Source organism: Pseudomonas corrugata (assembly GCF_050920615.1).
Taxonomy (GTDB): Bacteria; Pseudomonadota; Gammaproteobacteria; order Pseudomonadales; family Pseudomonadaceae; genus Aquipseudomonas; species Aquipseudomonas corrugata.
The window spans coordinates 5,070,912-5,097,773 of the sequence record NZ_CP130434.1 but is presented as its reverse complement, the minus strand read 5'-3'; the positions used below and the strand labels follow the sequence as shown (position 1 = coordinate 5,097,773).

Below are 26,862 nucleotides of genomic sequence, written 5' to 3'. Positions count from 1 at the left end.
CCCGGTTTTCCGCTCACATGCCGGTAGCCATTGGTCGTGGCGGCCTGATAAGCTCGCGGCTTTACTCGATTGCCCTTTAGGCGCATGAACAAGGAAATAGCATGAAACAGCATCGGTTGGCGGCGGCGGTTGCCCTGGTTGGCCTGGTACTCGCAGGTTGCGACTCGCAGACCAGCGTGGAGCTGAAAACCCCGGCGCAGAAAGCTTCCTACGGTATCGGCCTGAACATGGGCAAAAGCCTGGCTCAGGAAGGTATGGACGACCTGGACTCCAAAGCGGTCGCCCAGGGCATCGAAGATGCCGTCGGCAAGAAAGAACAGAAGCTGAAAGATGAAGAACTGGTCGAGGCCTTTGCTGCGCTGCAAAAGCGTGCCGAAGAGCGCATGGCCAAGATGAGTGAAGAGTCGGCGGCCGCCGGCAAGAAATTCCTCGAGGAAAACGGCAAGAAGCCTGGCGTGACCACCACCGCTTCCGGCTTGCAGTACGAAGTCGTCAAGAAAGCTGACGGCCCACAGCCCAAGCCTACCGATGTCGTGACTGTCCACTACACCGGCAAGCTGACCAATGGCACCGTGTTCGACAGCTCCGTGGAGCGCGGCAGCCCGATCGATCTGCCGGTCAGCGGCGTGATCCCGGGTTGGGTTGAGGGTCTGCAATTGATGCATGTCGGCGAGAAGTACAAACTGTACATCCCGAGCGACCTGGCCTACGGTGCCCAGAGCCCGAGCCCTGCGATCCCTGCCAACTCGGTTCTGGTGTTCGACCTGGAACTGCTGGGTATCAAGGATCAGGCAAAAGAAGACGCAGCCAAGTAATCGCGTCTGCTATAACGACAACGCCTCGCTTATGCGGGGCGTTGTTGCATCCGGGTTGCGGAAAATCCGAAAAAACCGAACCCACATCGTACGCCGCAGTCATAGGCAATACAGGCGCTGTGCTAGACCCAGTCAGCCTGTCAAGTCAATGAAATATTGGGTTTTTTTATGTGAGTAAAAAACGCCCGATCTAAGCCCGGGCCTTATGAAACGGGGGCTTCAGCGGTGAAATGCAGCTCTGTTCACAAGGTTATCCACAATTTGTGTGGATAACATTTCAGTAGGAAGAAAAAATGAAGGCACCGTGGAGTTTTGCACGATTCCTGCCTTTGGCGGGACGGCTGCTGGCTCGTGGCCGATTGCCTACGCTGTTGTTTGCCGTCGCCCGCAAGGGAGCCCGGGAAGGCGGTCGGTTAGGGAAACTCAAGGACGATCTGCGTTTGTTGCAGGCGTTGTGCCTGGCTTACTGGCGGGGCGAATACCGGGCGGTCAGCGCCAAGTCGCTGCTGTCGGTGGTAGCGGGGCTCATGTATTTCCTCAGCCCCATGGATGCGATTCCGGATCTGCTGCCGATGTTTGGCATGATCGACGATATTGCCGTGCTCGCGTGGATCATGAAAACCCTCGATGATGAGCTCAGTGCCTTCCGCGCCTGGCGTGATAGCCAGTCTCCCGAGAAGCTTGCACGGGTCGAAAGACTCCCTGATACCCCTCGACAACTCCAACTCCAGGAACAGAAGAAGCTCTGATCCTGTTCGTTTCCCTTCGGATAATCATCACCCCGCGACCTTGGCCGTCATTTAGGATTACACTTCCAAGGAAAAGGCTGACTCGCTAAGTGTCATCGTCCTACGGGGTAGAGATGGATATTCAGATAATCACACGCGACGGAGAGCCCGAGTACGCGGTTTTGCCGTGGGAACAATACCAGTCGTTGTTGAAAGCCGCAGGCATCCATCAAGCACCGCCGCAAGAGGCTGCGGCCCAATACGCGGCGGCACCGGACCAGATTCTTCCTGGCCTGGATCAATTACGCAGTTTGCGCGAAGGGAAGGGTATCGCCATCGAGGCGCTGGCCCGCACGGTAGGTATCAGCCCGTCTTATCTGGCCATGATCGAAAGCGGCGAGCGTCAGCCCGATGCTGCGATTCGGCGTAGTCTGGCCTGGGAATTGACGGTGCCGGGGTGGAGGGAAGGATCGTGAGTGTACGCATCAGTCGGCAGCATTGGGATGGGTTGTTGGGTGAGTTGGACCAGGCGCGCCGCCAGCGCCATTTGTTGACGTATCGTGCCTTGCTGGAGCGTTTGCAACTGCCCAGCCCGGCCATGCAGACCCTGACCGCCGCCCTTGAACATCTGGCGGCACTGGACGCCCGGGCCGAGCAGCCGTTGCGCAGCTCCCTGGTCATCAGCCAGGGCGCCAGCCGGTTGCCACGCACCGGTTTCTTCGAATGCGTGGAACGCCTGGGGCGCTTTTCCGGCCCCTCTGACGGCGTGGCCGCCGCGTCCTGGCATGCTTCGGAAGTGGTCCGGGTGTTCGAGTATGAGTATCCGGAGTCGGCGGAGGCCTGATTGTTCTGACGGATCCTGGCGCAGACCGGTTAAAGAAAAATCGGAAAAACCGGGCATTTTTGAGATTTTCCTGGGCCGCTCAAGAAAAATCGGGCAGCCAAGTCGAAAATGAATATGTTTGCCTGGGGCTCAGTTGGGTATGCGGCTTTAAATCGCGGGCGCTTCAGCAACTGACGCATGCGCTGAGCAATCGCCGACGACGATCTTTTTGGCGGGTTAAAGACCCATCGACTCCAAGGGGGCGATGGGTTTTTGCATTTAGCGAATCGCCCTACGTCTACTGCATCTTTCCCTGACTTATTTCCTTTGCGATCCCCGGCAAAGTCTCGCGCTTCCTGAGTGCTGCGAGACGTTTGCCCATGTTCGACCGGTTTTTCCTGCTGGCCCTTGATCGCGTCATGCCTTGATGGATCAGGTGCACCGTATCGAGCAGGAGCTCGACAGTTTCAAAGACACCCTTTCCCTCTATCGCGAGCAACTGGAGCGCTGGTACGTCCGTGCGGCAGACCGGGCCAGCCAGGCGGCCGACCTGCCTTCGCTGATGGGCATGGAGCGGTTGATTCGCTTCGGTGACAACACCACCGTCGTCAGCACCGGCGACGATGACTTCCTCTCCACCGTCGTCCAGTGCCCCCAAGGCGGGGTGATGACGATCGAGAGCAAACTCGAATCGGTGTACGACATTCCGCTGGGCGACATCGTGGTGGATGTGGTGGCGGTGGACAGCGGCGAGGTCACGCCGGTCATCCTGGATGCCCAGGGGCTGGGAGTCTTCAGGGGGGATGCGGGGAAGTTCTATCGGGTCCATGTCCAGGGCGAGGTATCGCCCGCGCAGATCGGTCAGTTGTTTTCCTCCTACGATGGCCTGACCACGCAACTGACAGACTGGCTGCGCGGCGAATGGCAGGGGTTCAAGCCGCAGTGGGCGCAGCAATCCCTGGCCACCTCGGCAACTGCGGTGGGAAACGGCTTGCTTGCCGGCAGTTGGGCGGCAATCGAAGGGGTATGGGACAGCCTCAACCTGCTCTCGGACATCCTCAAGGACCCCGGGCAGTTTGTTGACCGCCTGGGCAGCAGTGCCAGTCAGTTGATGAAGCTGGCGCAGGACGCGCCGCAAGTGATGGCGAAGCTGCAGTTGCTGACCAGTGACGAAGCGGCGCTGTGCCTGCTGGTTCGCACCGCCAGTCTCTGGCTGGAGATGCTGCCACCCAGCGAGCTCGCCGGCGAAACGAGCGAAGCACTCTCGACGGTGGTGGTGCAGTTGCTGCTTGACCTGCTGATCGGCGTGGTGCTGACCTTCGCCGGGGCGGGGGCCGGCATCGCTTATCTGGCGATGCGTCTGGCCAGGCACAGCGCAAGCCTGATGAATGCCGTACAGCGTTTTGTCAGCGCGATCTTTGCCGTTGTCAACGGTTTCATGGGCTACGTCGACCGCTACAAGGCCGTGGCGGCGCGGGGTATCGCGGCCGGAATAAAGAAAGGTCGGATGCAGCTGCGCTGGGATGCGCAACGCAACACCACGCTGAAAAAAGACGAACCCCACGACGACGCCCCGGCCCAATCGAAAAACCCCAACGGCGACAGCGCCGACAGCGCGGCCCTGACCCGCACCGACGGCTGTCCGGTGTCGATGGTCACCGGCGAAGAACTGCTGACCCTGGACGACGGCACGCTCGATGGCCGCTTGCCGTTTGTCTTCACCCGCCTGTACCGCAGCAGCGCGGCGGATCTGGACGTGGGCCTAGGGCGCGGCTGGAGCCATGCCCTGGCGCACCGCCTGCTGCTTGAGGGCGAGCAGGTCATCTGGATCGACCAGGAAAACCGCCGCACGACCTTTCCGCTGCCCAACGCCCAGCGCTCGGCGATCCACAACAGCCTGGCCCGTGCGGTCATCTACCTGGGCAGCGAGCCGGACGAACTGATCGTCGCCCAGCCCGGCGAAAACGCACCTTTCCTACACTTTCGCGACGGTCATCTGACCGCCCTCAGCGACCGCTACGACAACCGCCTGACGATCCAGCGCAACATCCATGGCGACATCAGCCGTCTGGACAACGGCGCCGGACGCGCCCTGCAACTGCGCTACGAACAGCGTCACCTCATCGCCCTCGACTACCAGAGCTTTCACCCGGCCCTCACCCTGGACGAAGCCTGGCGTACCGAGCAGACCCTGGCGACCTATCGCTACGACGCGCGCTCACGGCTGATCGAAGCGACCAACGCCGCCGGGGAAAGCGAGCGCTACGACTACGACGATGCTCACGTCATCCTCCAGCGGCAACTGGCTGGCGGTGCGAGTTTCTTCTGGGAATGGCAGGGCGTCGGGCAGGCGGCCCGCTGCGTGCGGCACTGGGCCTCGTTCGCGCAGATGGACACGCGCTACAGCTGGAGCGAGGACGGCAGCGTCACGGTCCGCCACCTTGATGGCAGCGAGGAAATCTATGTCCACGACGACCGCGCACGGCTGGTGCGCAAGGTCGAGCCCGACGGCGGCGAACACCTCAAGGCCTACGACGAACAAGGCCGGCTGATCGCCGAACAGGACCCGTTGGGCGCCGTCACCGAATATCACTACGACGAAGTCGGACGGCTAGTGGCGCTGATTCCCCCCGAAGACGCGCCCACGTCCTACGAATACCGCAACGGTTTCCTGCACGCCCGGGCCCGCGGCAAGGCCGTATGGACCTATCAGCGCAATGACCGGGGCGAGGTGATCGAAGCCATCGACCCGGATCAACAGCGCACCCGGTATGCCTACGACGCCCACGGGCAGTTGCTGTCGATCCACTACCCGGACACCAGTGAACACCGCTTCACCTGGAACCGGCTCGGCCAACTGACAGAAGAAACCCTGCCTGACGCCAGCCAGCGGTTTTTTACCTACGACGTCTTGGGGCGCTTGCTGACCCGCCAGGACGAACACGGCGCGGTGACGCACTACCAATGGGACGCCGTGGGCCGGCTGCTGCAGACCACCTTGCCCACCGGCGCCACCCGCGCCTGGAGCTACAACGCCTACGGCAAGGTCACCGCCGAGCGCGACGAACAGGGCCGCGTCACCCGCTACGAATACGCCGATGACCTGCACCTGGTCAGCCGCCGCGTCAATCCCGACGGCAGCACGCTGCACTACCGCTACGACTCGGCGCGGCTGCTGCTGACCGAAATCGAGAACGAATCCGGGGAAAAATATCAGCTGGACTACACCCCCGGCGGCTTGATCCGACAGCAAGTCGGCTTCGACGGCCAACGCACCGCCTATGCCTACGACCTCAATGGACAGCTGCTGGAGAAAACCGAGTTCGGTGCCGACGGCAGTCAACGGGTCACCGGCTACCAACGCGATGCGGCCGGACGCCTGCTGATCAAGACCCTGCCCGACGGCCAGGCGATCCAGTACCGCTACGACGGGCTGGGCCGGTTGGTTGATGTCGATGACGGCAGCGACCATCCGCTGGCCTTCGAGTACGACGCCCAGGACCGGCTGATCACCGAGCACCAGGGCTGGGGCACCCTGCGCTATGGCTACGATGCCTGCGGACGGCTCAATCACCTGCGCCTGCCGGACAACAGCAAGGTCGACTACCACCACGCCCCGGGTGGCGCGCTGACCGCCATCGACCTGAACGGCGCACGCCTCACCGAACACCAGTTGCGTGGCGGCCGCGAACACCAGCGCCAACAAGGCCTGCTGCTCAGCCAGTACGAACATGACGAACAGGGCCGGCTCAAGGCCCACACCGTGCTGCAGAACCAGCAGACCTTGTTCTGGCGCGATTATGCCTACAGCCCCAAGGGCAACCTCGCCGCCCTTTCCGACAGCCGTCGAGGGCGGCGCGAGTACCAGTACGATCCGCTGGACCGCCTGACCCGGATCGAACACTCCCACACCGATCCCGCGGAACACTTCGCCCACGACCCGGCCGGCAACCTGCTGATGCAGGACCGCCCCGGCCCGACCCACCTCAAGGGCAATCGCCTGCTGATGGAGGGCGACCGCCACTACGACTACGACGCCTTCGGCAACCTGATCCGCGAACGCCGCGGCAAGGCTCAGGCCCTCGTCACCGAATACCGCTACGACAGCCAGCACCGCCTGATCGGCGTCACCACGGCGGACGGTCGCGAAACGTCCTACCGCTACGACGCCTTCGGCCGACGCATCAGCAAGACCGTGGCCGGCCTGACCACCGAGTTCTTCTGGCAGGGCGACCAACTCGTCGCTGAAAGCAGCCGCCAGCACCACCGAAGCTACCTCTACGAACCCGGCACCTTCCGCCCGCTGGCACTGCTCGACGGCAAAGGCCTCAACGCCTGCCCGTTCTACTACCACCTTAACCACCTGGGCACGCCCCAGGAACTGACCAACTACGGCGGCCAGGTCGTCTGGTCGGCGCGCTATAACGGCTACGGCAAAGCCCATGGCATAGAACATGGCGGCGGCGAACAACTGGAACAACCGCTGCGCTTCCAGGGCCAATACTTCGACCCGGAAAGCGGCCTGCACTACAACCGGCACCGCTACTACAATCCGGAAACGGGTCGCTACCTGACCCCTGATCCGAGCAAACTGGCGGGTGGGCTCAATGGCTACCGGTACACCCTGAACCCGACGGGGTGGGTGGATCCGTTGGGGTTGGTGGATTGTCCGGGGAAGGGTGGGTGCAGGCCGGCGGTTGGGGAGCAGGATCCGGCTGCCAAGGTTGGGGTAGATGAGGGAGAGCCGCGACTGCCGATGACGGCGGAGCAGCGGCGGGCTCGGATTGATGAGTTAGCGGAGGCGAATGCTTACCGGCGCTTGGATGAGATGGAAAAGTCGATTGAAGGTGCGCACTTTCTGGAGAAGCATGGAGCACAAACTACCTTGGATTCTCAATTAAAGCGCGTAGAAACGGGCCGGAATCCTGGTACTGGTGAAATTGATTTTTATCAGAATGGGCAACCCGCTATTCCGTCTGCTGCAACTCGCTTTTTTAGTCATCGCGATCAGCTTAATGCTATACATCGAGCACAGCTGATTTTTAGACGAGCAGGACTTATCGCATCCAAAAAACCAATCGAAATGGGGCGTGTAGTTGGCGAGGGTTTCAAACGAGAGGGGCTAGAGTACAGTCAGCAAACGAAGGCAATAGTAATCCTTAACGGAAATGGTCTTCCTAAAACAGCTTATACGGGATTTAATTGATGGGAAAAGTATATGACTTGCATGATATTTGGGGGTTGTTGTTTGTTTTTAGTATTGAAAATACTCGTAGCGAGGCTCGCGAGAAAATCATAGCTTCAAAAGACGTAAATGATAACGAAGAGTTGGCTCAGTTGTTCGATATGTTGGTTCGGTCAGAGTTTTTTCTCTATGCTCCCCAAGAGCGCAATTTGCTAATTGATACTCTGAGTCATTTTTTGGCAATTGGAGATAGCTTTGATTATGTGTTCCGGAATATGGATACATATTTCGATAGTGATGTAAAGGATCGGCGCCAATTCATGCAGGTGCTATTGGATTCGCTAAATAAGTATCAGGCTGAGCGTCAATAGTGTATGTGAGGTTAACAGTTTCTGGGGTTGCTGGTGTGTTGTGCGCCATAGGTGGATTGATGAAGTTTGCGTAAATAATTTTTCCGGTAGCGAAGTTGGTCGGGAGTCCTAATATTAACTATTCAAAGTAAATTGTTCCTGTTGAGATAGTTTTTACTATGTGGGGTTCGAAATATGAAAAGTCTTGCAGCGATGAATGACGTGCTTTCACGGGCTACATGATTTTTTCGGCGCTTATTTCCATCAAGATTGGCCCGCCGAACATGAAACCGCTGAGCAAGTCCTTGATACCTTTCTGGCTGAATCTGACGCGAAGGTTCTGAGAGCTGTTTGGCAAGAGCTCAGTGTTCTCCTCGAGCGAGAGCAAGGTGAAATTGAACTGAGGAATTATCTATTGAGAGAATTGAGTTGTTACTACAGCTATTGGACCGTGTGGGAGACAGGCGAGGCGTGGCTGCGCCATATTGCTCGGAAGTTGAGTTATCAAATTGATCGTTCTACCTGAGCTCGCTCTCGAGCATTAAAAAGGTCTTGCATGGCAAGACCTTTTTATCCCTGAAATACCTTCCTACCTTACCTCAATAATATCCAAAGCCCGATTCGCCAACAGTTCACTCAACTCAATCACCTGCTGAACTCCAAGCGCAACATGTCGTCGAGAACCCTCAAGATCGAACGCCAAATCACTGATCATGGCATTCGCTGACGCCAGGTTTTCACTGAGGTTGGCAAGCAAACATTCAGAGTCCACATCAGGCGCGATGATGAAGAGGGTGTGTGTCGGACGTTTCTTTCTCAGGCGTGGGTTTCAGATAGAAATCCAGAGCTCGCGTAGCAGCGTCATCGAGTTTTTTGTTACGGGCCGACTGGACGCGTGATGCGGGTTCGTCTGTGGCTGGAGGGTTCGGTGTAATTTTGGCCATCTACTTAGGTTCCTGTAAGTAATGCTGGCACCACCTCGCGACTAAACGAGAGGGCGGCAGCTGTACGCAGGTCAGTCGACCGGTGAACCTAAGAATCCCGGCGCGCCCGAGGGCGCCCTGCGTACAGCCACCATCAATACAGGAACAGCAAAGCCTGTCCAACAGGGACCTGATACGCCTTAGGTTGAGGCGGGCGACTAAACCCGATCACTGATGAGCAGTGACAGGGCTCAAGCTACCGACGTGGCCCAAAGCGCACAAGCCGGCGGATTCTGGCGTAGTTGTAGGCAATGGCGCAAGGCGATGTCGGCAAGGGGTTAGAACCGCAAGCTGTCAGGAAAATCCCATCCGCTAGGGATGCAGCTCAAACCACTGCACCCACATACTCGGTAGGCTCAGCCTCAACCAAATACAAACTCCCCCCAGGCACTTCCTTCGCATGATGCTTAGCCTGCGAAGCCAGTTCCGCCAACTGGCTCGCATCCAGCTCCCCGCAAACCTCCGAGCGCAGATGCACCACGCCAATCGATAGCGACAACAACGCAAATTCCTGTCGAATCCCCTGCCGGTTCAACGCCGTAAAGCACCCAGCCTCCAGATGCTCAGGACGATAGAACCGGCGGCAATGGGTCTGGAAGTCGCTCAGCAGCTGGTTCAGGCGCTTGCGCCAGTCTTCCGGGCCGAGGACCAGCAGGAAGTCGTCGCCGCCGATGTGGCCGACGAAGTCGCGGCTGGGGTCGATGCGTTCGTTCAGGCATTGGGCCAGGCACAGCAGGACTTCGTCGCCGCGACCGTAGCCATAGATGTCGTTGAAGGGTTTGAAGCTGTCGATGTCGACGTAGCAGATCACCGCTTCCTGTCGCTGTTGCAGCAGGCGGGTGAGGCATTGCTGGATCGGTACGTTGCCCGGCAGCAGGGTCAGCGGGTTGGCGTAGCGGGCCTGTTGGATCTTCAGTTCGGTGATGAGCTTGAGCACGTCGATCACCCGGCCCAGCCCCAGGTAGTGACCGTTGAGGGTGATGATGAAGTCTTCTTCGATGCGCTGGCGGGCGCGGCTGGTGATCAGGCGGCTGACTTGCTGCAGCGACTGGCTCAGTTCCACGGCCAGGAAATCATCGCTCATCAGGCGGCTGATGGGTTTGCGGGCGAACAGGTCGGTGGCGAAGGGTTTGAGCAAGGCGTCCGAGAGTGAATGGCGGTGGACGATGCCGCAGGGGCGGTTCTGATTGTCCAGCACGGCCAGGGAGTTGAGATTGGCCTGGCGCCGAAAGGCTTCCAGTACCCGTGCGGTAGGAGTGTCATGGGACATGGCCGGTTGTTCGTTGAGCAGGGCGCTGAGGTCGTTGACTTCATCGCTCAGCGGCACTGCACCGCTGTCCTGTCTGGGCATCAACGCCTTGGCATCCCGTGATGGCTGTTCCTGGGGGCGTGCGAGCAGGTACCCCTGAACCAGATCGACGCCCATTTCCATCAGCACCGCCAGTTCTTCCGGCAGTTCGATGCCCTCGGCAATCACTTGGGAGCGGGACGTCCTGGCGATCTTCAGAATCGAGCCGACGAACTCGCGCTTGAGGGCATCCTGATGAATACCGTCGATGAAGTGCCGGTCGATCTTCACATAATCGGGGCGCAATTCGGACCACAGCCGCAGGCTCGAATAACCGGCGCCAAGGTCATCCAGGGCGATGGAGAAACCCATGGCCCGGTAATGATGCAGCGCGTTCTGCAGGAGCTGGAAATCATCGATCGGAGTCTGTTCGGTCAGTTCGATCACCACCTGACTGGGCGGGATGCCGAAGTCCTGCAGCAGTTGCAAGGTGCGTCCGGTCTGGTGCGCCGATTCCAGCAGCGACTCGGGCGAGACATTGAGAAACAGCTTGCCCGGCAGTTTCTGCTCGTTGAAGCGTTGGCAGGCGCTACGTCGGCAGGCCAGTTCCAGTTCACTGAGGCGTCCGGCCTGGCGGGCCACGGAGAGCAAGGCAATGGGCGAGTGCAGGGGGCTGTTGGATGGACCGCGGGTCAAGGCTTCGTAACCCAGGATGCGCCTTTCGGACAGGCACACGATCGGTTGGAACAGACTGTGCAAACCGCTTTGAGTCAGGATTGAACTCAAGGCACTCAGCTGTTCGGTCGTGGTCATGGCGATCTCTGGCGATAAAAAAAGGACCGGGCACCTTGGTGGGGCGCCCAGTCCTGTATTTCACGACAGACTGATGTCAGTTTGATGACACTCCGACGAGGGTCACCATTAAATGGCCATCATCCTTGCTTGGCGACCGCCGTATTGAGTTTCAGGTAATCCAGCAGGATGCGTCCGGTCTCGCTCAGGTACGCATCGTCTTCCGGCTTGGTCTTTTCCGGCTCGGTGATCAGGTCTTCGTCTTCTTTCTTCAGCTCTTTGAGCGGCTCTTCGCCCTTGGCCTTGCGACGCAGGTTTTCCATCGCCAGTTGCTTGGCCTCAATGTCGGCATGCTGAGCGCGACGGTCGGCTTCGTTGAGGGTGACGGTTTTTTCCAGCATCAATTTCTGCGCCAGGGCCAGCTTGTCGCGGATGAACACGAACTCGGCATCCTGCGATGTACGGGCGTCGTGATCGGACTTGAGCTGGGCCAGGAACGGTTTGAACGGGTCCACAGCCGGTTTGATCGCAGGCCGGATGGTGTCCCACGGCATGGCTTCGGGCAGGGCGCTTTCGCCGATTTCCTTGGTGTCGATGATCGACGGGTAATCGATGTCAGGCAGCACGCCCTGATGCTGGGTGCTCTGGCCGGATACCCGGTAGAACTTGGCCAGGGTCAGCTTCAGCTCGCCATGGTTCAGCGGCTGGATGGTCTGCACGGTGCCCTTGCCGAAGGTCTGGCCGCCGATGATCAGTGCCCGGTGGTAGTCCTGCATGGCGCCGGCAAAAATTTCCGAGGCCGACGCCGACAGGCGGTTGACCAGCAAGGCCATCGGCCCTTTGTAGAACGCGCCCGGATTCTCGTCTTCGAGTACATCCACCCGGCCGTCGGCGTTACGCACCAGCACGGTAGGGCCCTTGTCGATGAACAGGCTGGTCAGTTCGGTGGCTTCCTGCAACGAGCCGCCGCCGTTGTTGCGCAAGTCGATGACGACGCCGTCGACCTTGTCCTTCTGCAGCTCGGTCAGCAGTTTCTTGACGTCGCGGGTGGTGCTCTTGTAGTCCGGATCCCCGGCGCGGAACGCCTTGAAGTCCAGGTAGAAGGCCGGGATCTCGATGACGCCGAGCTTGTAATCCTTGCCATCCTGCTTCAGGTTGAGGATCGATTTCTTCGCCGCCTGTTCTTCCAGTTTCACCGCTTCGCGGGTGATGGACACGACCTTGCTGGTCTGGTCGTTCGGCGCATTGCTGGCCGGAATGACTTCCAGGCGTACCACCGAGCCTTTCGGGCCTCGGATCAGCTTGACCACTTCGTCCAAGCGCCAGCCGACCACGTCGACCATTTCCTTGTTGCCCTGGGCGACACCGATGATCTTGTCCGCCGGTCCGACCTGCTTGGTCTTGTCGGCAGGGCCAGCCGGTACCAGGCGCACGATCTTCACTTGGTCGTTGTCGCTCTGCAGGACCGCGCCGATGCCTTCCAGGGACAGGCTCATGTTGATGTCGAAGTTTTCCGCGTTATCCGGCGACAGATAATTGGTGTGCGGGTCGTAGGACATGGCAAAGGTGTTGATGTACGCCTGGAAGATGTCTTCGGCGCGAGTCTGCTCCAGGCGAGCCAATTGGTTCTTGTAGCGCTTGGTCAGGGTTTCCTGGATCTGCTTGGGGTCCTTGCCGGCAATTTTCATGCGCAGCACTTCGTCCTTGACGCGTTTGCGCCACAGGTCATCGAGTTCGGCTGTGTTTTTGAGCCAAGGGGCGTCCTTGCGGTCGACCGGCAGGGTTTCCTTGGTACTGAAATCGATCTTGTCGACGCCTTTGTTCAGCTCGGCAATGGCGTAATCCAGACGCGCTTTCACGCGATCCAGGTAACGCTTGTAGATGACGAACCCTGCGTTCAGATCGCCGCTCTTGAGGAAATCGTCGAACTGGGTTTTCCACTTGTCGAATTCAGCGATGTCGCTGGCCATGAAATAGCTGCGCGACGGATCAAGCAGCTTCAGGTAGCTGTCATAGATGATGATCGAGCGCGCGTCATCGAGCGGTGGTTTGCTGTAATGATGACGCTTGAGCAACTCAACGACGTTAAGGCTGGCAATCACCTCGTCGCGATCAGGTTGAAGCTTGTCCCAGCTGTTGGCTGCGAACGTATTGCTCGACAGGGGCAACAGACCGAGGCCAATGACAAGCGCGAGGGCGGTGCTGGGGAACAGATGCTTCATGCTGATTCGACGCAGGGACAATTGATAACGCATATTAGGCCGTCTTTGAAGTCGCCGGTTCCATGTGGCCCGGGCGCATAATGCAAGAAAGCCCGGCGTTACAGCAGCGGGCCCAGTCGAGACTCACTATGGAGGCACCGTGAAAGCATTGCAAGGCGTTGAAGGCCAAGTGGTATGGGCTGATGAGCCAAGTCCGACATGCGACGTAGGGCAAGTTCGCATTCGTGTGGCGGCTGCCGGCCTGAATCGGGCCGATTTGTTGCAAAAAGCCGGACTTTATCCGCCGCCTCCCGGGGCCAGTCACGTGCTGGGCTTGGAGTGTTCCGGGATCATCAGCGAGGTTGGGCCGGGCTCGGCCTGGCAGGTGGGCGACCGCGTGTGTGCCTTGCTCGCCGGCGGTGGCATGGCCGAGGAGGTGGTGGTCGATGCCCGGCATGTGCTGCCGGTGCCCGAGGGCCTGTCCTTGGCTGAAGCCGCCGCGCTGCCTGAGGTCTACAGCACTGCGTGGCTGAATCTGTTCCAGTTGGCAGGCCTCAAGCCGGGGGAAAAAGTGCTGCTGCACGCCGGAGCCAGTGGCGTCGGTTCCGCTGCAATCCAACTGTGCAAGGCGTTTGGCAACCCATGCTGGGTCAGTGTCGGTTCTGCTGATCGGCTGGCCTATTGCGAGGCATTGGGAGCCCAGGGTGGCGTGGTGCGGGCTGACGACATCGAGCGCTTGAACGACTTCGCGCCCTTCGACGTGATCCTCGATCCGGTGGGCGCCAGCTACGCCAGACTCAACGTGAAACTTTTGTCAGTTGACGGGCGTTGGGTGTTGATCGGGCTGATGGGCGGACGGGAAAGCCACCTGGACCTGGCGAAGATCCTCGCCAAGCGTATCCAGTTGCTGGGTTCGACCCTGCGCAGTCGCGATGATCAATTCAAGGCCGATCTGCTGCGGGAGCTGGGTGAACATGTCTGGCCGTTGTTCACCGAGAAGCGCCTGAGCCCACAGTTGGCCGCGACATTCCCGATCCAGGAAGCCGAGGCGGCGTTCGCCGAGTTGGCGACTAACCAGGTATCAGGGAAGTTGGTGCTGGTGATTGATGAAAGCCTGAACTGAGTGGGCCCGTGGGGCGACAGTGGGGCCTGTGGGAGCCGAGCTTGCTCGCGATTGCGTCGGATCAGTTTGCAGCGTAGTTGACTGACCCACCGCCATCGCGAGCAGGCTCGCTCCCACATCTATGGTTACCCCCTTTTCTGCAATACTGTCTTTGATGCGTGTTTGGCTTGCTTTCATCTATCCGGCGTCTGAGTGGGGAGTTGTGTCCCTGCGCCTCGATGAGAATTCGATGCCCGACGATCCTGATTAGTGTGACGGCCTTGCAGCCGTGTGGGAGCCCAGGGTTTTCGTCAGGCCGGTTAGCCGTTCATGTCATCTGTTATTCAGCATCGCAAAACCAGGTGGGTGGTGCTCGGGTAGCAGCAGGGTCAAGCGTTCATCGCGCTTGGCCCTGCATCGAATACCGTGTGGTTTGCCGCAATCGACCAGGCGATCCTCGCGAACTTGTTGGCCAGTGCGCAGACCACAAGATTGCGGTGACGGTGGCTGGCCAGGAGCTTGCGAGCCCAATCAGCCAGCTTCCCTTCCTGTCGATCCAGCCTGTTCACATACGTCTGGGCACACTGGACGAACAGGCGTCTCTGATTTCGATCGCCTCGTTTGCTGATGCCCAAAAGTACCGTCCGCCCGCCCGTTGAGTGTTGTTTGGGGACCAGCCCAATCGAGGCTGAGTAGTCTCGACCACATTTGAATTGCTTACCGTCGCCCACTTCGGCGGCCTGGCAATCGACCTCCTTGTCCAACACCTTGATACGCAGATTGAGGTAGAGGTAATGCTCGTACAAGTCCGCCACAAGTTTGCGGATGAGTCCGTGAAAGGAACTTGCTTCCAACAGGGCCGGTATGTCCTTGAGCGACTTATAGCCCGGGGTCAGGCTGATGCCGACTTCCAGAAACGCGGCATGAATCCGATTGACGGTCGCCGTGCGATCCTTGATGAGCGAGTCGCGGACCGAGTTGAGCATTGCCAGCGCCTGCTGAGTCTGGTTTTTAACGGGGACAAAACGCATCGTTGGACGACTGCCTGCTTCGCAGATCGCCTCGGCATCGGCAAAATCGTTTTTGTTGCTTTTCACATAGGGACGTACGAGATGAGGTGCTATCAGTTTGGGCGAATGGCCTAACTTGGCGACTTCTTGCGCCATGAAATGGGCCCCGCCACAAGCTTCCATCACGACGATGCACGGCTCGAGATTTGCTAGGTGCTGGAGGAGTTCCACTCGCTTAAATTTTTTGCGCAGAAGCGGATGCCCGTGATCATCTTGCTCATGTACGTGAAAGGTGAGCTTTCCAAGGTCGATGGCGACAATAGCTACTTTGTTCATGACGGCGGTCTCCGATAGATCCCCCTGTGAAAGCTTAGCGGGCGTTCACAGGGGGCGGCGGGGGTAGCCATCTCATTAGTATGGGTGCCCGAACATTGCTTTCATGAACCCGCGAAAACCTGTGGGAGCGAGCCTGCTCGCGATGGCGGCACCACAGACAACATCGTGCAAGCTGACCCACCGCAATCGCGAGCAAGCTTGGCTCCCACAAGGTTTCAATGTCCGAGTATTGGTCCGAACTGTCATTCCTGACAGTAGACGTTACCTGCTGTCCGCCGGCTAATACCTCTTCAATGGTTGTAGGCCACGCCCCTCTGCGGCGAGATTCGCGACGTCAGAGTATTGCCATGAACAAGCCATTGTTCTGTATGCCCCCGTACAGGGCAGTTTGATTTCACTCACTAGATGGATATACACCCTGTCAGGTCTGCCAGTAGACGGCGTGAAGACAGCCGCTCTAGATTTGCCTCGAGAGCCATAGAGGTCTCTCTGATAGTTTCCCTGACAGAAGAGGTGTTGTGATGGCCAAACAAGAGATCCGCCTGTTCAAAGAAGATATTGACGACGACAGCTCACCCGACGTTGTCGTGGAGTTCTATAAAGACGAGGCGCTACAGTTCGCGACTTTTATCTCCGCTTCAAAAGCGAATGGCGCCTACGATACCGTCAACGTCAAAACTGACACCGATGCTGATGGCGATATGGACGTGCAGGACGAAAATGCCCTGCTGGAACTGGCCAAGGCCTTTTCCGTGTTCGAGTAGCTATGAGGGATGTCTGGTCACGCCGCCCGATGCAGGTGTATTGCGGCTTCTAGCTCGATCCGAAGCTGACATCGATCCGCACCAGATGGTCATGGCACGCTTACCTGTGGGAGCCGGGCTTGCTCGCGATAGCGTCGGCCCCGTTGGCATCCGGGTTGACTGACCCACCGCCATCGCGAGCAGGCTCGCTCCCACAAGGGATGGGTGCTCGGACGCTGCTTTCGTGAACACCTCGATAAACTGTGAGAGCTGTATTCACTTCCAACTGTGAACAGGCCACCCCGCCAATTCGGCATGGGCCTTCAACACCGGATCCGGGTTCACCACATGGGGGTAGTCCACCCGTTGCAACAGCGGCAGATCATTGCGTGAATCAGAGTAGAAGCTCGCCCCCTCCAGGTTTTCTTCCTCGGCGTCCAGCCAGTCCAGCAACCGGGCGATCTTGCCTTCACGGTAGGTCAGGGTGCCCACGGTTTTGCCGCTGTAGGCCCCATGGGCCACTTCAAGCTCGATCGCCAGGATCTCATCGATGCCCAGACGCTCGGCAATCGGCCCCACCAGATGCGTGCCCGAGGCCGAGATCACCAGGATCCGATCGCCGGCCTTGCGGTGTTCGGCGATGGCCTTGGTGGCGTCACTGAAGATGATCGGTTCGATGAAGTCTTCCACCCAGGGCGACACCAGGTGTTCGACTTCTTCCGGTGTACGGCCGATCATCGGTTCCAGGCTGAAGTCCATGTACTCTTCCATGCGCAGCTTGCCATGGCTGTAGGCATCCATCAGCTCGTTGTTGCGACGCATGAACGACTCGGGATCGACCCAGCCCAGGCGCCCCATCTGTTCGCTCCAGAGGGTGGCGCAATCGCCGTGGATCAGGGTTTCGTCCAGATCAAAAATTGCCAGGGCCATCAGCACACTTTCCTTCTCAAGATCAGCTTCAGAATCAACTCAGCCATCAGGCTACCTCACACAGTGCCGACGGATCGATGGAAAGCGCCAGGCGGGCGCCTTCGGGATGCAGGTCGGCGGCCGAACGGTTGAGCACATCCACCACCAACTCCACGCCGCGGGCTTCGACCCGATATCGGATCACATTGCCCAGCAGGCTGTGGCTGCGGATCAACGCATCGGCGGCGCCGTTGCGACTCAGCTCGATGGCTTCCGGGCGGATGGCGATGCGACTGTTCACCGGCCGTTGCAGCAATCGGCTGGCGCTGTCGGCGTCCAGCAGGTTGTAGTTGCCGATGAAGCCGGCGGCAAAAACGTCGACGGGCGCCGTGTAAAGGGTTTCTGCATCGCCGCTCTGTACGATCTTTCCCTGGTTCATCAGGAAAATCCGGTCAGACATGGTCAGGGCTTCTTCCTGATCATGGGTGACGAAAATCGTGGTCAGACCCAACTCGCGCTGAATCTGTCGGATCTGTTCGCGCAGGTGTTTGCGAATCCGCGCATCCAGGGCTGACAGCGGCTCGTCCAGCAGCAACAGGCGCGGCCGGGTCACCAGGGAGCGGGCGAGGGCAACGCGCTGGCACTGGCCGCCGGAGAGCTGATGGGGGTAGCGGGTGGCGAACTCGTGCAGTTCCACCAGGCGCAGGATCTCCTGCACCCGCTGGCGGCTGTCTTCGGCCTGGATCTTTTGCATGCGCAGGCCGAAGGCGACGTTCTGTTCCACGGTCATATTGGGGAACAGGGCGTAACTCTGGAACACCATGCCGATGCCGCGCTTTTGCGGGCTCAGGGGAACGATGTCCTGGCCGTCCAGCAGGATCTTGCCGGCATCCACCGCCGTCAGCCCGGCAATGCAGCGCAACAGCGTGGATTTGCCACAGCCGGAAGGGCCGAGGAGGGTGACGAATTCGCCCTTGCCGATTTCGCAATTGATGTCGCTGAACACCGGCGTGCCCGCGTAGCCTTTTTGCAAGTGTTGGACGCTGACGTAGCTCATTGGCTTTTGTCCTTGTTCAAAATGTTCGCCGCCCAGGTCAGGACCAGTACGAAGAAGAAGTAGGAAATCACCAGGGCGCTGGTGAAGTGGCCGCTGCTGTTGCGCATGTTGTTCAGGTAGACCTGCAGGGTTTCATAGCGAGTGCCCACCAGGATGTTGGCGAACACGAACTCGCCGAACAGGAACGAGAAGGACAGCAGCAACGCCACCATCAGGCCCTTGCGCAGGTTGGGCAGCACCACCAGCAAGGCCGCCTGGAAAGTGCTGGCACCGAGCAGTTGGGCAGCGTCCATCAGGTCGCGCAGGTTGATGGCTTGCAGGTTGTTGGTGATCGCGCGGTACATGAACGGCAGGGCAACGGTGAAGTAGCAGCCGATCAGGATCCACGGCGTCCCCACCATTGCCAACGGGCCGGAACCATAGAGTTGCAGCAGTCCTACCGACGACACCACCGGCGGCACCGCGAAGGGCAGCAGGATGAGGATGTTCATCAGCGCGTCGAGCTTCGGGAAGTGGTAATGCACCACGAACAGCAGTGGCAGGATCAGCACTACCGAGAGCACCAGCGCGCCGACGCAGACGATCAGCGACTGGCCGAAGGCGCTGAGAAAACGTGGGTCGCTCCACAGTTGCACATACCATTTGAAGGTAAAGCCAGCGGGCAGCACGGTGGCCGACCAGCTGCTGGCGATGGAGTAGACCAGCGTGCCGGCCAGGGGCAACAGCAAAACGGCGAACAACAGGTACACCACTGCCCGATGATAGAGGCCGGCAGGGCTCGATTCAGCGCGAGACATGGTAGCTCCTCTTGAGCAGCAACTGATGGACGACGGTCACCAGGGTCATCAACGCCACCAGCACCACGGCCAGGGCGCTGGCCATGTTCGGGTCGAGGGAGATGTCGCCGGAGACCATGGCGGCGATGCGAATCGGCAGCACGTTGAAGTTGCCGGTGGTCAACGCGTACACCGTAGCGTAGGCACCCAGGGCGTTGGCCAGCAGGATCACGAATGTACCCAACAGCGCCGGGGTCAACACCGGCAGACCGATGTGCCGCCAGAACTGCCAGCCGTTGGCGCCCAGCAGCGCGGCGGACTCGCGCCAGTCTTCGCGCAGGGCGTCGAAGGCCGGATAGAGCAGCAGCACGCCCAAGGGAATCTGGAAGTAGGTGTAGAGGATGATCAACCCGGTTTTCGAGTACAGGTTGAAGTCTTCGATGATCCCCGCTTGCTTGAGCATGAGGGTGATGCTGCCGTTGAACCCCAGCAGAATGATGAACGCGAACGCCAGGGGCACGCCGGCGAAGTTGCTGGTCATGTTGGCGAAGGCGTTGACGAAGTTGCGCAGCTTCGAATCGACCCGGCGCAGTGAGTAGCTGCCGAGTACTGCGATGATGATCCCGAACACACTGGACCAGAAGCTGATTTCCAGGCTGTGCTGGATCGCTTGCAGGTAGAACTTCGAACTGAAGATCTTGCTGAAGTTGGCCAGGCCCCAACCGAACTCTTCCGACTCCAGGCTGTTGACCAGCACCCAGAGCAGCGGGGCGATCTGGAACACGATGAAGAAAATCGCGAAGGGCACCAGGCACAACGCTGCCAGCCATTTGCCGCGCGTCATGGCGTTCACTTGAGCAACTCCTGGCAATAGGGCTTGTCGTGAGCGACACCGAGCAACTGGCAGAGGGTGCCGCACAGTTCGGTCTGCCGGGGATTCGCGGCGGGGTCGAGGCTGAAGCTGTCCCCAAACACGAACAGCGGCACCTCGCGTTCCTCGGCCAACAGGCCGTTGTGAGAGCGATCGTTGCTCATGCCGTGATCGGAAGTCACCAGCACCTGATAACCGCCATCGAGCCAGGCTTGCAGGTAGACCGCCAGGTTGATGTCCGCCGAACGGGCACTGTTGCGGTATTGCGGGGTGTCGAGGCCATGCTTGTGGCCGGCATCGTCGATATTCATCGGATGCACCAGCAAAAAGTTCGGCGCGTAGCGCTGACGCAAATGTTCGGCGTCGGCGAACAGATGGGAATCGGGATAGTGGTCATTCCAGTAGAAATGTCCGTACTGGATCGGCAGCTCGGGGTTGTCGGTATGACGATCCCGCCCAGCCACGAACGGTGAGGTGTTGTAGAGCTCGCTGACCCAATGGTACGCCGCGGCAGCCGTGCTCAAGCCGCCTTCGGTGGCGTAGTGGAAAACGCTGCGCTGGTTCGACAGGCGCGAGACGTTGTTGTGCACGATACCGCTGTCGATGGGCGCGACGCCGGTGAGGATGCATTCATAGAGCGGGCGGGACAGGGCCGGCAGTTCACATTCCAGTTTGTAGAGAGCCGCGCGTCCTGCGCTGACGTAAGCCTGCAAATGTCCCATGGCATGCCGGGCGACTTCGTAATTGAGGCCGTCGAGCACTACCAGGATGACGTTGTGCTTCATGGGAAAAAGGCTCCGCAGAGGCAGACTGAAAAAAAAAGATGCAAGTGGCAACGCGGTCAATGTGGGAGCCGAGCTTGCTCGCGATGAACGATGACACGGCCTTGAAGTTGCACCGCGTCGCCTTCATCGCGAGCAAGCTCGGCTCCCACAGAAAAGCTTGCTCCCACAAGATATCTCCAGCGGATATCCGAGCGGGAGCTACCGCCTTACTGCATATTGATGATCACTTCTTCCTGCCACTTCTGTGGCAGTGCCTTGGAGGTCTTCTCCCAGGCGTCCGCGTCCTTGATCGGGGTCACGCCTTTGTACTGCTCGTTCGGCAGCAGCTTGGCCTTGACCTCTTCCGGCAGTGTCAGGTGCTCGGCGCGGATCGGCCGGGCGTTGCCTTTGGCCAGGTTGATCTGGCCGGCGTCGCTGAAGATGTACTCGCGAGTGAGCTTGGCGGCATTCGGGTGTTTGGCGTATTTGTTGATGATGGTGGTGTAGCCGGAGATGACCGAGCCGTCGGATGGAATCAGCACGACGTAATCATCCGGGTTGGCCATCTTGGCCTTGTAGCTCAGGCCGTTGAAGTCCCAGACCACGCCCACTTCGACTTCACCCTTTTCCATGGTGGCGATGGTCGGGTTGGCCATGGACAGGCGTCCTTGCTTGGCGATCTCGGCGAACATCAACAGGGCCGGTTGCAGGTTCTTCTCGTTGCCACCGTTGGCCAGTGCCGCCGCCAGTACGCCATTGGCAGCCTGGGCCGCGGTGCTCACGTCACCGATGGATACCTTGTATTTGCCGGTTTTGAGATCAGCCCATTTGGTGGGAGCTTCGGAACCATGCAGCAGCTTCTTGTTGACGATGAACGCGATGGTGCCGGTGTAGGCCAGGGCCCAGTTGCCGTCCTTGTCCTTGGCCCAGTCCGGAACCTGGCCCCAGGTGCTTGGCTTGTACGGTTGAACCACACCCTGCTTGACGGCAATCGGGCCGAAGGCCGCGCCGACGTCGCCGATGTCGGCGCTGGCGTTGTCTTTCTCGGCGGCGAACTTGGCGATTTCCTGGGCCGAGCTCATGTCGGTGTCGACGTGTTTCAGCCCGTAGGTCTTGGCCAGGTCTTCCCAGGTGCCTTTCCAGTTCGCCCAGTCATCGGGCATGCCGACGCTGTTCACGGCGCCTTCCGCTTTCGCAGCGGCTTCCAACGTTTTCAGATCGGTATCAGCGGCCATGGCGGCAGTGCACATGGCAATGGTCGAGCCTAACAGTGATGCCAGGAAAAGCTGTTTCATCCGAAGCTCCTATGGGCGTTTTCAACGCTGCGATTGCGGTTGTGTTGGCGGTTATGTTGGTCTAGGTCAGCAATACCTGAGCCAATGTAGGTGAGCCCTGTGACATTTTGATGTCGGCGGTGGAAGCATCCACACCGACCCGGCTCGTGCGCAGTGGCTGATAGCTAAGCGTAGACCATGGTTAAACGGCTGATATGAAAGGACTTGGCCGCAAATTTGCACGTCTGTGGTTCGACCGTTCGGCGGTTCTGTCATCTGCCAGTCATGTGCAGTGCCTAGGCTTGCAGGAATTAAAATGGCTCGGTGGCTTCACCGATTTCGCCCCGAAACAGTGCTGGTCTAGTCCAGATAGGTAACGTTGATGCGCGTTGAGACAACCAAAGCGGTGACAGCTATCGGGCAGGTCCTGCAGGAGCAGCTTGACCATGGGTTGCTGGCTCCCGGCAGCAAGTTGCCGGCCGAGCGCAAGCTCAGTGAGTTGTTCGGGACCACGCGCATTACCGTGCGTGAAGCCTTGTTGCAGCTCGAAGCCCAGGGGCAGATCTATCGCGAGGAACGCCGGGGCTGGTTCGTCTCGCCGCCACGTCTGGCCTATAACCTGATGCAGCGCAGCCATTTCCACGCCATGGTCACGGCCCAGGGACGGGTGCCATCTACCCAGGTGATCTCGGCCCGCCTGCAACCGGCCTCGGCGGCGGTGTGCGCCTGGTTGCAATTGCCGGCGTTGTCGAGTGTGATCCAGATCTGCCGCGTGCGGCGTATTGACGAGCGTCTGGTGCTGTATGTCGAGCATTACCTGAACCCGCAGTATTTTCCCGACATCCTCGGGTTCGATCTCAACCAGTCCATGACCGAGTTGTACGCCCGTCATTACGATCTGCACTACGGCCGGGTGAAATTCGAAATCGTACCCACGTCTCTACAGCCTGAAGCCGCGGCGGCGCTGAAGGTCTCGGTCGGCAGCCCCGGGTTGCGGATTGCGCGGGTCAATTATGACCAGCATCAACGGTTGATCGACTGCGACCTGGAGTTCTGGCGACACGATGCGATTCATGTCGGAGTAGACGTACTGGACGTCGGGTCACAATGATTCGTTGAGCTTGCTCATGATCCTGAACAGGACGGTGGCGAGGATCAGTATCATGCCGATCCACATGGCGAAGACCCCGACATTCTTGTCACGAAAATTGAAGCCGATGGCCAACAGGATCATGCCGGCGAGGATGGGCACCAGCATGGCGTTGAAGATGGACGAGGGAATCATGGTGGTGACCTTGTCAGGGGGATAAGGTCAGTGTAGGAGCTGCCGAGCGAAGCGAGGCTGCGATCTTCCCCCAGACACTTGAATCTCTACAAAAAGATCAAAATCAAAAGATCGCAGCCTGCGGCAGCTCCTGCAGGGTGTGGCGTGGTTACGGCAACTCACGACTGGCGTAGAACGCGCTCAGCACTTTCACCAGGTGCGCGAGGTCATGGCTGCCGCACAGTTCACGGATCGAGTGCATGGCGAAGGTCGGCAGGCCGATGTCCACGGTGCGTACGCCCAACTGGCTGGCGGTGATCGGGCCGATGGTCGAGCCGCACCCCATGTCGCTGCGTACCACGAAGCTCTGCACCGGCACTTCTTCGGCCATGCACAGGTGGCGGAAGAACCCGGCGGTTTCGCTGTTGGTAGCGTAGCGCTGGTTGCTGTTGACCTTGATGACCGGCCCGGCGTTGAGCTTGGGACCGTGGTTGGCGTCATGTTTGTCGGCGTAGTTGGGGTGTACACCGTGGGCGTTGTCTGCAGAAACCAGCAGGGATTTCTGGATGGTCCGTACGAACTCTTCCCCTTCCGGCAGCAGGCGACGCAGGGTCTGCTCCAGCATCGGGCCATCGGCGCCGCAGGCCGAGCAGGAGCCCACTTCCTCGTGATCGTTGCACACCAGCACGCAGGTCTCTTCCGAGTCGGCGTTGAGCAAGGCTTGCAGGCCGGCGTAGCACGACAGCAGGTTGTCAAGGCGGGCGCCGGCAATGAAGTCGCCATGCAGGCCGATGATCGCGGCGCTTTGGGTGTCGTAGAAGCTCAACTCGTAATCGAGCACCACATCGGCGTTCAGGCCGTGTTCGCGGGCCAACTGGTCAGTGAGCACGGCACGGAAGTCGACGCGCTCGTCGCCAGCGAACTGGGCAAGGATCGGCGGCAATTCGTTCTGCGGGTTGATGGCCCAGCCCTGGTTGGCTTCGCGATTGAGGTGAATGGCCAGGTTCGGAATCGTGGCAATGGGTGCCTTGAAGTCGATCAGCTGGCTTTCGACCTTGCCGTCCCGGCGGAAGGTGACGCGTCCGGCCAGGGACAGGTCGCGGTCGAACCATGGTGCCAGCAGCGCACCGCCATACACTTCCACCCCCAGTTGCCAGAACCCGTGACGTTGCAGCTCAGGCTGAGGCTTGACCCGCAGGCAAGGGCTGTCGGTGTGGGCTCCGACCAGGCGGATGCCGTCGTGCAGCGGCGCGTTGCGGCCCAGCTTGAAGGCAATGATCGAAGAGTCGTTGCGCGTGACGTAATAGCGACCGTTGGCTTCGGTGGCCCAGGTCTCGCGTTCGTCGAGGCGCTGATAGCCCGCCGCCTCGAGGCGTTGGGCAAGGCTGGCGGTGGCATGGAACGGGGTAGGGGAGGCCTTGAGGAAGTCGATCAGGCCCTGGTTCAACTCTGCGCGCATAAATAGCTCCAGACAGCAATGGGCGGAGTTTACCGTATTGGCTGTTGATAGGGAGAGGGTTGAAGTCTACGTTGGTTGTGCCGCCGTCATCGCGAGCAGGCTCGCTCCAACAGGGGATCTTCGTCGAATACAAATTCTGTGTTCAGCGCAAATGCCTGTGGGAGCGAGCCTGCTCGCGATGAGAGCACCGCAATCCTTCAGAACGGCGCCGGGCACTCGAAGCGCAGGCGCTCGCCGCTTTGCGGATGGGTAAAGCTGAGCATGCTGGCGTGCAGGCACAGGCGAGGCCAGGCGGCCAGGGCCTGCGGGTGGGCATAGAGGCCGTCACCCAGCAGCGGATGGCCGATGGACAACATATGCACGCGCAATTGGTGTGAGCGTCCGGTGATGGGCGTCAGTTCGACCCGGCACCAATCGCCACAACGTTCCAGCACGCGCCAGAAGGTCAGGGCGTGCTTGCCGTGCTCATGGTCGACCACGTGACGAGGCTTGGTTGGCGGGTCGTAGCGCAGGGGCAGATCGATGCTACCGCTGTCCAGCTCCGGCTGACCCCAGCACAACGCGGTGTAGGCCTTTTCGGTTTCCCGGTCATGAAACTGTCGGGACAGTTCGCGATGGGTGTCTGGATCCCGGGCCAGCAGGATGATTCCGGACGTTTCCCAGTCCAATCGGTGCACGATTCGTGCTTCCGGGTAACCGTTTTCCTGCAGGCGGGTGATCAGGCAGTCCTTGTTGTCGTCGGCCCGGCCGGGCACGGACAACAGCAGGGTCGGCTTGTCGACCACCAGGACGGCGGCGTCCTGATGAATGATGCGGATGTTGGACAGGGGCATTGAAAACAGTCTCGGTACAAACGCCAACGGCGGCTCGGGCCTGTCCCTGTGTGGGAGCGGGCTTGCTCGCGAAGACGGCGGCACATTCAATGACAATGTGTCCGAACTACCGCTTTCGCGAGCAAGCCCGCTCCCACATAGGGCGAGGCCCGAGCCGCCGTGGCTCCTGCTGGATCGATCAGCGATCCGGCAGAGTGATATTGAGTTCCAGAATCGAGCAGCTACCCTGGCTTTCCAGTGCGACATGTACGTCATCGTTGCCGATATTGACGTACTTGCGGATCACTTCGACCAGTTCCTTCTGCAACGAGGGCAGGTAGTCCGGGGTGCTGCGTTGGCCGCGTTCGTGCGCCACGATGATCTGTAGACGCTCTTTCGCGACCGAGGCGGTACTGGGCTTTTTGTTGGCACGAAAGAAGTCAAAAAGGTTCATTACCTACCTCCAAACAGGCGCTCGAAGAATCCCTTCTTCTCGACGTTGAGGAACCGGTGTTCCAGGTCTTTGCCCAGCAGGCGGTCGACAGTATCGCTGTAGGCCTGGCCGGCGTCGCTCTGGTCGTCGAGAATTACCGGGACGCCCTGGTTGGAGGCCTTGAGCACCGCCTGGGATTCCGGGATCACGCCGAGCAGGCGTACCGCGAGGATTTCCTTGACGTCTTCGACACCGAGCATTTCGCCCTTTTCCACGCGCTCCGGGTGGTAGCGGGTGATCAGCAGGTGCTCCTTGATTGGCTCCTCGCCCTTCTCGGCGCGACGGGATTTGCTCGCCAGCAGGCCCAGCATGCGGTCGGAGTCACGTACCGAGGACACTTCCGGGTTGGTCACGACAATCGCTTCGTCAGCGAAGTACATCGCCAGGTGGGCACCTTTTTCGATACCGGCCGGGGAGTCGCAGACCACGAACTCGAACTGTTCCTTGAGCTCCATCAGGACTTTTTCCACGCCTTCCTGGGTCAGCGCGTCTTTGTCGCGGGTCTGGCTGGCGGCCAGGACGTAGAGGTTCTCAAGGCGCTTGTCCTTGATCAGGGCCTGTTGCAGGTTCGCTTCGCCATTGACGACGTTGACGAAGTCATAGACCACGCGTCGCTCGCAACCCATGATCAGGTCGAGGTTACGCAGGCCGACGTCGAAGTCGACGATGACAGTCTTGTGGCCGCGCAGCGCGAGACCGGTACCGATAGCGGCGCTGGTGGTGGTCTTACCCACACCACCCTTGCCGGATGTAACCACGAGAATCTTGGCCAAGGTGTTTCACCCCTAAGGAAAAAGGACTTTGTCAGTCCCTGAAAAACATCTCTT

At 59.6% G+C, this 26,862-nt stretch carries 24 protein-coding genes and 1 pseudogene; 10 read left to right on the top strand and 15 right to left on the bottom strand.

Going from position 1 to position 26,862, the window contains the following annotated elements; translation table 11 throughout:
* Positions 1 to 101 precede the first annotated feature (101 nt).
* The 7 genes from QZH45_RS22690 (at position 102) to QZH45_RS22660 (ending at position 8,427) form a co-directional block, all read left to right on the top strand.
* Positions 102 to 815: an FKBP-type peptidyl-prolyl cis-trans isomerase gene (locus QZH45_RS22690; protein ID WP_024776617.1), complete on the top strand. Its 714-nt coding sequence runs from the start codon at positions 102 to 104 to the stop codon at positions 813 to 815.
* 293 nt (positions 816 to 1,108) lie between these two features.
* Positions 1,109 to 1,564 (top strand): YkvA family protein, encoded by a 456-nt coding sequence (locus tag QZH45_RS22685; protein WP_024776616.1) that lies wholly within the window; start codon positions 1,109 to 1,111, stop codon positions 1,562 to 1,564.
* 113 nt (positions 1,565 to 1,677) lie between these two features.
* Complete coding sequence (locus tag QZH45_RS22680; protein WP_053192475.1) at positions 1,678 to 2,019, top strand: helix-turn-helix domain-containing protein; 342 nt, start codon at positions 1,678 to 1,680, stop codon at positions 2,017 to 2,019.
* Entirely contained in the window at positions 2,016 to 2,387 is a 372-nt protein-coding gene (locus QZH45_RS22675; protein ID WP_003179080.1) for a hypothetical protein, read from the top strand. The genes QZH45_RS22680 and QZH45_RS22675 overlap by 4 nt, the downstream gene beginning before the upstream one ends.
* Before the next feature lie 406 nt (positions 2,388 to 2,793).
* Entirely contained in the window at positions 2,794 to 7,572 is a 4,779-nt protein-coding gene (locus QZH45_RS22670; protein ID WP_053192477.1) for an RHS repeat-associated core domain-containing protein, read from the top strand.
* Positions 7,572 to 7,922 (top strand): hypothetical protein, encoded by a 351-nt coding sequence (locus QZH45_RS22665; protein WP_053192479.1) that lies wholly within the window; start codon positions 7,572 to 7,574, stop codon positions 7,920 to 7,922. Before QZH45_RS22670 ends, QZH45_RS22665 begins: the two co-directional genes overlap by 1 nt.
* A gap of 196 nt (positions 7,923 to 8,118) precedes the next feature.
* Positions 8,119 to 8,427 (top strand): contact-dependent growth inhibition system immunity protein, encoded by a 309-nt coding sequence (locus tag QZH45_RS22660; RefSeq protein ID WP_080996588.1) that lies wholly within the window; start codon positions 8,119 to 8,121, stop codon positions 8,425 to 8,427.
* Between the two features lie 63 nt (positions 8,428 to 8,490).
* On the opposite strand, the pseudogene QZH45_RS22655 reads toward QZH45_RS22660, so the two are convergent.
* The 3 genes and pseudogenes from QZH45_RS22655 to QZH45_RS22645 form a co-directional block, all read right to left on the bottom strand.
* Positions 8,491 to 8,845, bottom strand: a pseudogene (locus QZH45_RS22655) (DUF6124 family protein).
* 364 nt (positions 8,846 to 9,209) lie between these two features.
* Positions 9,210 to 10,985, bottom strand: a complete 1,776-nt coding sequence (locus QZH45_RS22650) for a bifunctional diguanylate cyclase/phosphodiesterase (protein ID WP_024779617.1) — start codon at positions 10,983 to 10,985, stop codon at positions 9,210 to 9,212.
* A 119-nt stretch (positions 10,986 to 11,104) separates the two neighbouring features.
* A complete protein-coding gene (locus QZH45_RS22645; protein WP_167355738.1) occupies positions 11,105 to 13,186 on the bottom strand; it encodes a carboxy terminal-processing peptidase in 2,082 nt (693 codons plus the stop codon).
* A 139-nt stretch (positions 13,187 to 13,325) separates the two neighbouring features.
* Here QZH45_RS22645 and QZH45_RS22640 point away from each other — a divergent pair, with 139 nt between their 5' ends.
* Positions 13,326 to 14,288, top strand: coding sequence for a zinc-binding dehydrogenase (locus QZH45_RS22640; RefSeq protein WP_024779619.1), 963 nt, complete (start codon positions 13,326 to 13,328; stop codon positions 14,286 to 14,288).
* Positions 14,289 to 14,656: 368 nt separating this feature from the next.
* On the opposite strand, the gene QZH45_RS22635 is transcribed toward QZH45_RS22640, so the two are convergent.
* The gene (locus tag QZH45_RS22635) at positions 14,657 to 15,613 is read right to left on the bottom strand and encodes an IS110 family transposase (RefSeq protein ID WP_053190627.1); all 957 of its coding nucleotides are present in this window, start codon (positions 15,611 to 15,613) and stop codon (positions 14,657 to 14,659) included.
* Positions 15,614 to 16,134: 521 nt separating this feature from the next.
* Here QZH45_RS22635 and QZH45_RS22630 point away from each other — a divergent pair.
* Positions 16,135 to 16,377: a hypothetical protein gene (locus QZH45_RS22630; protein ID WP_053190629.1), complete on the top strand. Its 243-nt coding sequence runs from the start codon at positions 16,135 to 16,137 to the stop codon at positions 16,375 to 16,377.
* A gap of 255 nt (positions 16,378 to 16,632) precedes the next feature.
* On the opposite strand, the gene QZH45_RS22625 is transcribed toward QZH45_RS22630, so the two are convergent.
* From QZH45_RS22625 to QZH45_RS22600, 6 genes are all read right to left on the bottom strand, one after another.
* Positions 16,633 to 17,286, bottom strand: a complete 654-nt coding sequence (locus QZH45_RS22625) for an HAD family hydrolase (protein ID WP_053190632.1) — start codon at positions 17,284 to 17,286, stop codon at positions 16,633 to 16,635.
* 46 nt (positions 17,287 to 17,332) lie between these two features.
* On the bottom strand, positions 17,333 to 18,322 hold the full coding sequence (locus QZH45_RS22620) for an ABC transporter ATP-binding protein (RefSeq protein WP_024779623.1): 990 nt from the start codon (positions 18,320 to 18,322) through the stop codon (positions 17,333 to 17,335).
* Positions 18,319 to 19,119: an ABC transporter permease gene (locus QZH45_RS22615; RefSeq protein WP_024779624.1), complete on the bottom strand. Its 801-nt coding sequence runs from the start codon at positions 19,117 to 19,119 to the stop codon at positions 18,319 to 18,321. The genes QZH45_RS22620 and QZH45_RS22615 overlap by 4 nt, the downstream gene beginning before the upstream one ends.
* Positions 19,106 to 19,942, bottom strand: coding sequence for an ABC transporter permease (locus QZH45_RS22610; protein ID WP_162164414.1), 837 nt, complete (start codon positions 19,940 to 19,942; stop codon positions 19,106 to 19,108). Before QZH45_RS22610 ends, QZH45_RS22615 begins: the two co-directional genes overlap by 14 nt.
* Before the next feature lie 5 nt (positions 19,943 to 19,947).
* Positions 19,948 to 20,754 carry an alkaline phosphatase family protein gene (locus QZH45_RS22605; RefSeq protein ID WP_024779626.1) on the bottom strand — a complete coding sequence of 269 codons (807 nt, stop codon included), beginning with the start codon at positions 20,752 to 20,754 and terminating at the stop codon, positions 19,948 to 19,950.
* Positions 20,755 to 20,960: 206 nt separating this feature from the next.
* A complete protein-coding gene (locus tag QZH45_RS22600; protein ID WP_053190635.1) occupies positions 20,961 to 22,028 on the bottom strand; it encodes an ABC transporter substrate-binding protein in 1,068 nt (355 codons plus the stop codon).
* A gap of 361 nt (positions 22,029 to 22,389) precedes the next feature.
* Here QZH45_RS22600 and QZH45_RS22595 point away from each other — a divergent pair, with 361 nt between their 5' ends.
* Positions 22,390 to 23,118, top strand: coding sequence for a UTRA domain-containing protein (locus QZH45_RS22595; protein ID WP_053190637.1), 729 nt, complete (start codon positions 22,390 to 22,392; stop codon positions 23,116 to 23,118).
* On the opposite strand, the gene QZH45_RS22590 is transcribed toward QZH45_RS22595, so the two are convergent.
* The 5 genes from QZH45_RS22590 to minD all read right to left on the bottom strand — a co-directional run bounded on the left by QZH45_RS22590 (position 23,110) and on the right by minD (position 26,808).
* Positions 23,110 to 23,292, bottom strand: a complete 183-nt coding sequence (locus tag QZH45_RS22590) for a hypothetical protein (RefSeq protein WP_024779629.1) — start codon at positions 23,290 to 23,292, stop codon at positions 23,110 to 23,112. The genes QZH45_RS22595 and QZH45_RS22590 overlap by 9 nt on opposite strands.
* 148 nt (positions 23,293 to 23,440) lie before the next feature.
* Positions 23,441 to 24,730, bottom strand: coding sequence for a M18 family aminopeptidase (locus tag QZH45_RS22585; protein ID WP_024779630.1), 1,290 nt, complete (start codon positions 24,728 to 24,730; stop codon positions 23,441 to 23,443).
* Positions 24,731 to 24,927: 197 nt separating this feature from the next.
* Complete coding sequence (locus QZH45_RS22580) at positions 24,928 to 25,563, bottom strand: RluA family pseudouridine synthase (RefSeq protein ID WP_003204542.1); 636 nt, start codon at positions 25,561 to 25,563, stop codon at positions 24,928 to 24,930.
* A 178-nt stretch (positions 25,564 to 25,741) separates the two neighbouring features.
* Positions 25,742 to 25,996 carry a cell division topological specificity factor MinE gene (gene minE, locus QZH45_RS22575; protein ID WP_007960071.1) on the bottom strand — a complete coding sequence of 85 codons (255 nt, stop codon included), beginning with the start codon at positions 25,994 to 25,996 and terminating at the stop codon, positions 25,742 to 25,744.
* Positions 25,996 to 26,808: a septum site-determining protein MinD gene (minD, locus tag QZH45_RS22570; RefSeq protein ID WP_024779631.1), complete on the bottom strand. Its 813-nt coding sequence runs from the start codon at positions 26,806 to 26,808 to the stop codon at positions 25,996 to 25,998. Before minD ends, minE begins: the two co-directional genes overlap by 1 nt.
* Positions 26,809 to 26,862: the final 54 nt, after the last annotated feature.

Coding starts and splice junctions, on each gene's coding strand:
- QZH45_RS22690 (WP_024776617.1), top strand. CDS start 102: ATGAAACAGCATCGGTTGGCGGCGGCGGTTGCCCTGGTTGGCCTGGTA.
- QZH45_RS22685 (WP_024776616.1), top strand. CDS start 1,109: ATGAAGGCACCGTGGAGTTTTGCACGATTCCTGCCTTTGGCGGGACGG.
- QZH45_RS22680 (WP_053192475.1), top strand. CDS start 1,678: ATGGATATTCAGATAATCACACGCGACGGAGAGCCCGAGTACGCGGTT.
- QZH45_RS22670 (WP_053192477.1), top strand. CDS start 2,794: ATGGATCAGGTGCACCGTATCGAGCAGGAGCTCGACAGTTTCAAAGAC.
- QZH45_RS22665 (WP_053192479.1), top strand. CDS start 7,572: ATGGGAAAAGTATATGACTTGCATGATATTTGGGGGTTGTTGTTTGTT.
- QZH45_RS22660 (WP_080996588.1), top strand. CDS start 8,119: ATGACGTGCTTTCACGGGCTACATGATTTTTTCGGCGCTTATTTCCAT.
- QZH45_RS22650 (WP_024779617.1), bottom strand. CDS start 10,985: ATGACCACGACCGAACAGCTGAGTGCCTTGAGTTCAATCCTGACTCAA.
- QZH45_RS22645 (WP_167355738.1), bottom strand. CDS start 13,186: ATGAAGCATCTGTTCCCCAGCACCGCCCTCGCGCTTGTCATTGGCCTC.
- QZH45_RS22635 (WP_053190627.1), bottom strand. CDS start 15,613: ATGAACAAAGTAGCTATTGTCGCCATCGACCTTGGAAAGCTCACCTTT.
- QZH45_RS22630 (WP_053190629.1), top strand. CDS start 16,135: ATGGCCAAACAAGAGATCCGCCTGTTCAAAGAAGATATTGACGACGAC.
- QZH45_RS22625 (WP_053190632.1), bottom strand. CDS start 17,286: ATGGCCCTGGCAATTTTTGATCTGGACGAAACCCTGATCCACGGCGAT.
- QZH45_RS22620 (WP_024779623.1), bottom strand. CDS start 18,322: ATGAGCTACGTCAGCGTCCAACACTTGCAAAAAGGCTACGCGGGCACG.
- QZH45_RS22615 (WP_024779624.1), bottom strand. CDS start 19,119: ATGTCTCGCGCTGAATCGAGCCCTGCCGGCCTCTATCATCGGGCAGTG.
- QZH45_RS22610 (WP_162164414.1), bottom strand. CDS start 19,942: ATGACGCGCGGCAAATGGCTGGCAGCGTTGTGCCTGGTGCCCTTCGCG.
- QZH45_RS22605 (WP_024779626.1), bottom strand. CDS start 20,754: ATGAAGCACAACGTCATCCTGGTAGTGCTCGACGGCCTCAATTACGAA.
- QZH45_RS22600 (WP_053190635.1), bottom strand. CDS start 22,028: ATGAAACAGCTTTTCCTGGCATCACTGTTAGGCTCGACCATTGCCATG.
- QZH45_RS22595 (WP_053190637.1), top strand. CDS start 22,390: ATGCGCGTTGAGACAACCAAAGCGGTGACAGCTATCGGGCAGGTCCTG.
- QZH45_RS22590 (WP_024779629.1), bottom strand. CDS start 23,292: ATGATTCCCTCGTCCATCTTCAACGCCATGCTGGTGCCCATCCTCGCC.
- QZH45_RS22585 (WP_024779630.1), bottom strand. CDS start 24,730: ATGCGCGCAGAGTTGAACCAGGGCCTGATCGACTTCCTCAAGGCCTCC.
- QZH45_RS22580 (WP_003204542.1), bottom strand. CDS start 25,563: ATGCCCCTGTCCAACATCCGCATCATTCATCAGGACGCCGCCGTCCTG.
- minE (WP_007960071.1), bottom strand. CDS start 25,996: ATGAACCTTTTTGACTTCTTTCGTGCCAACAAAAAGCCCAGTACCGCC.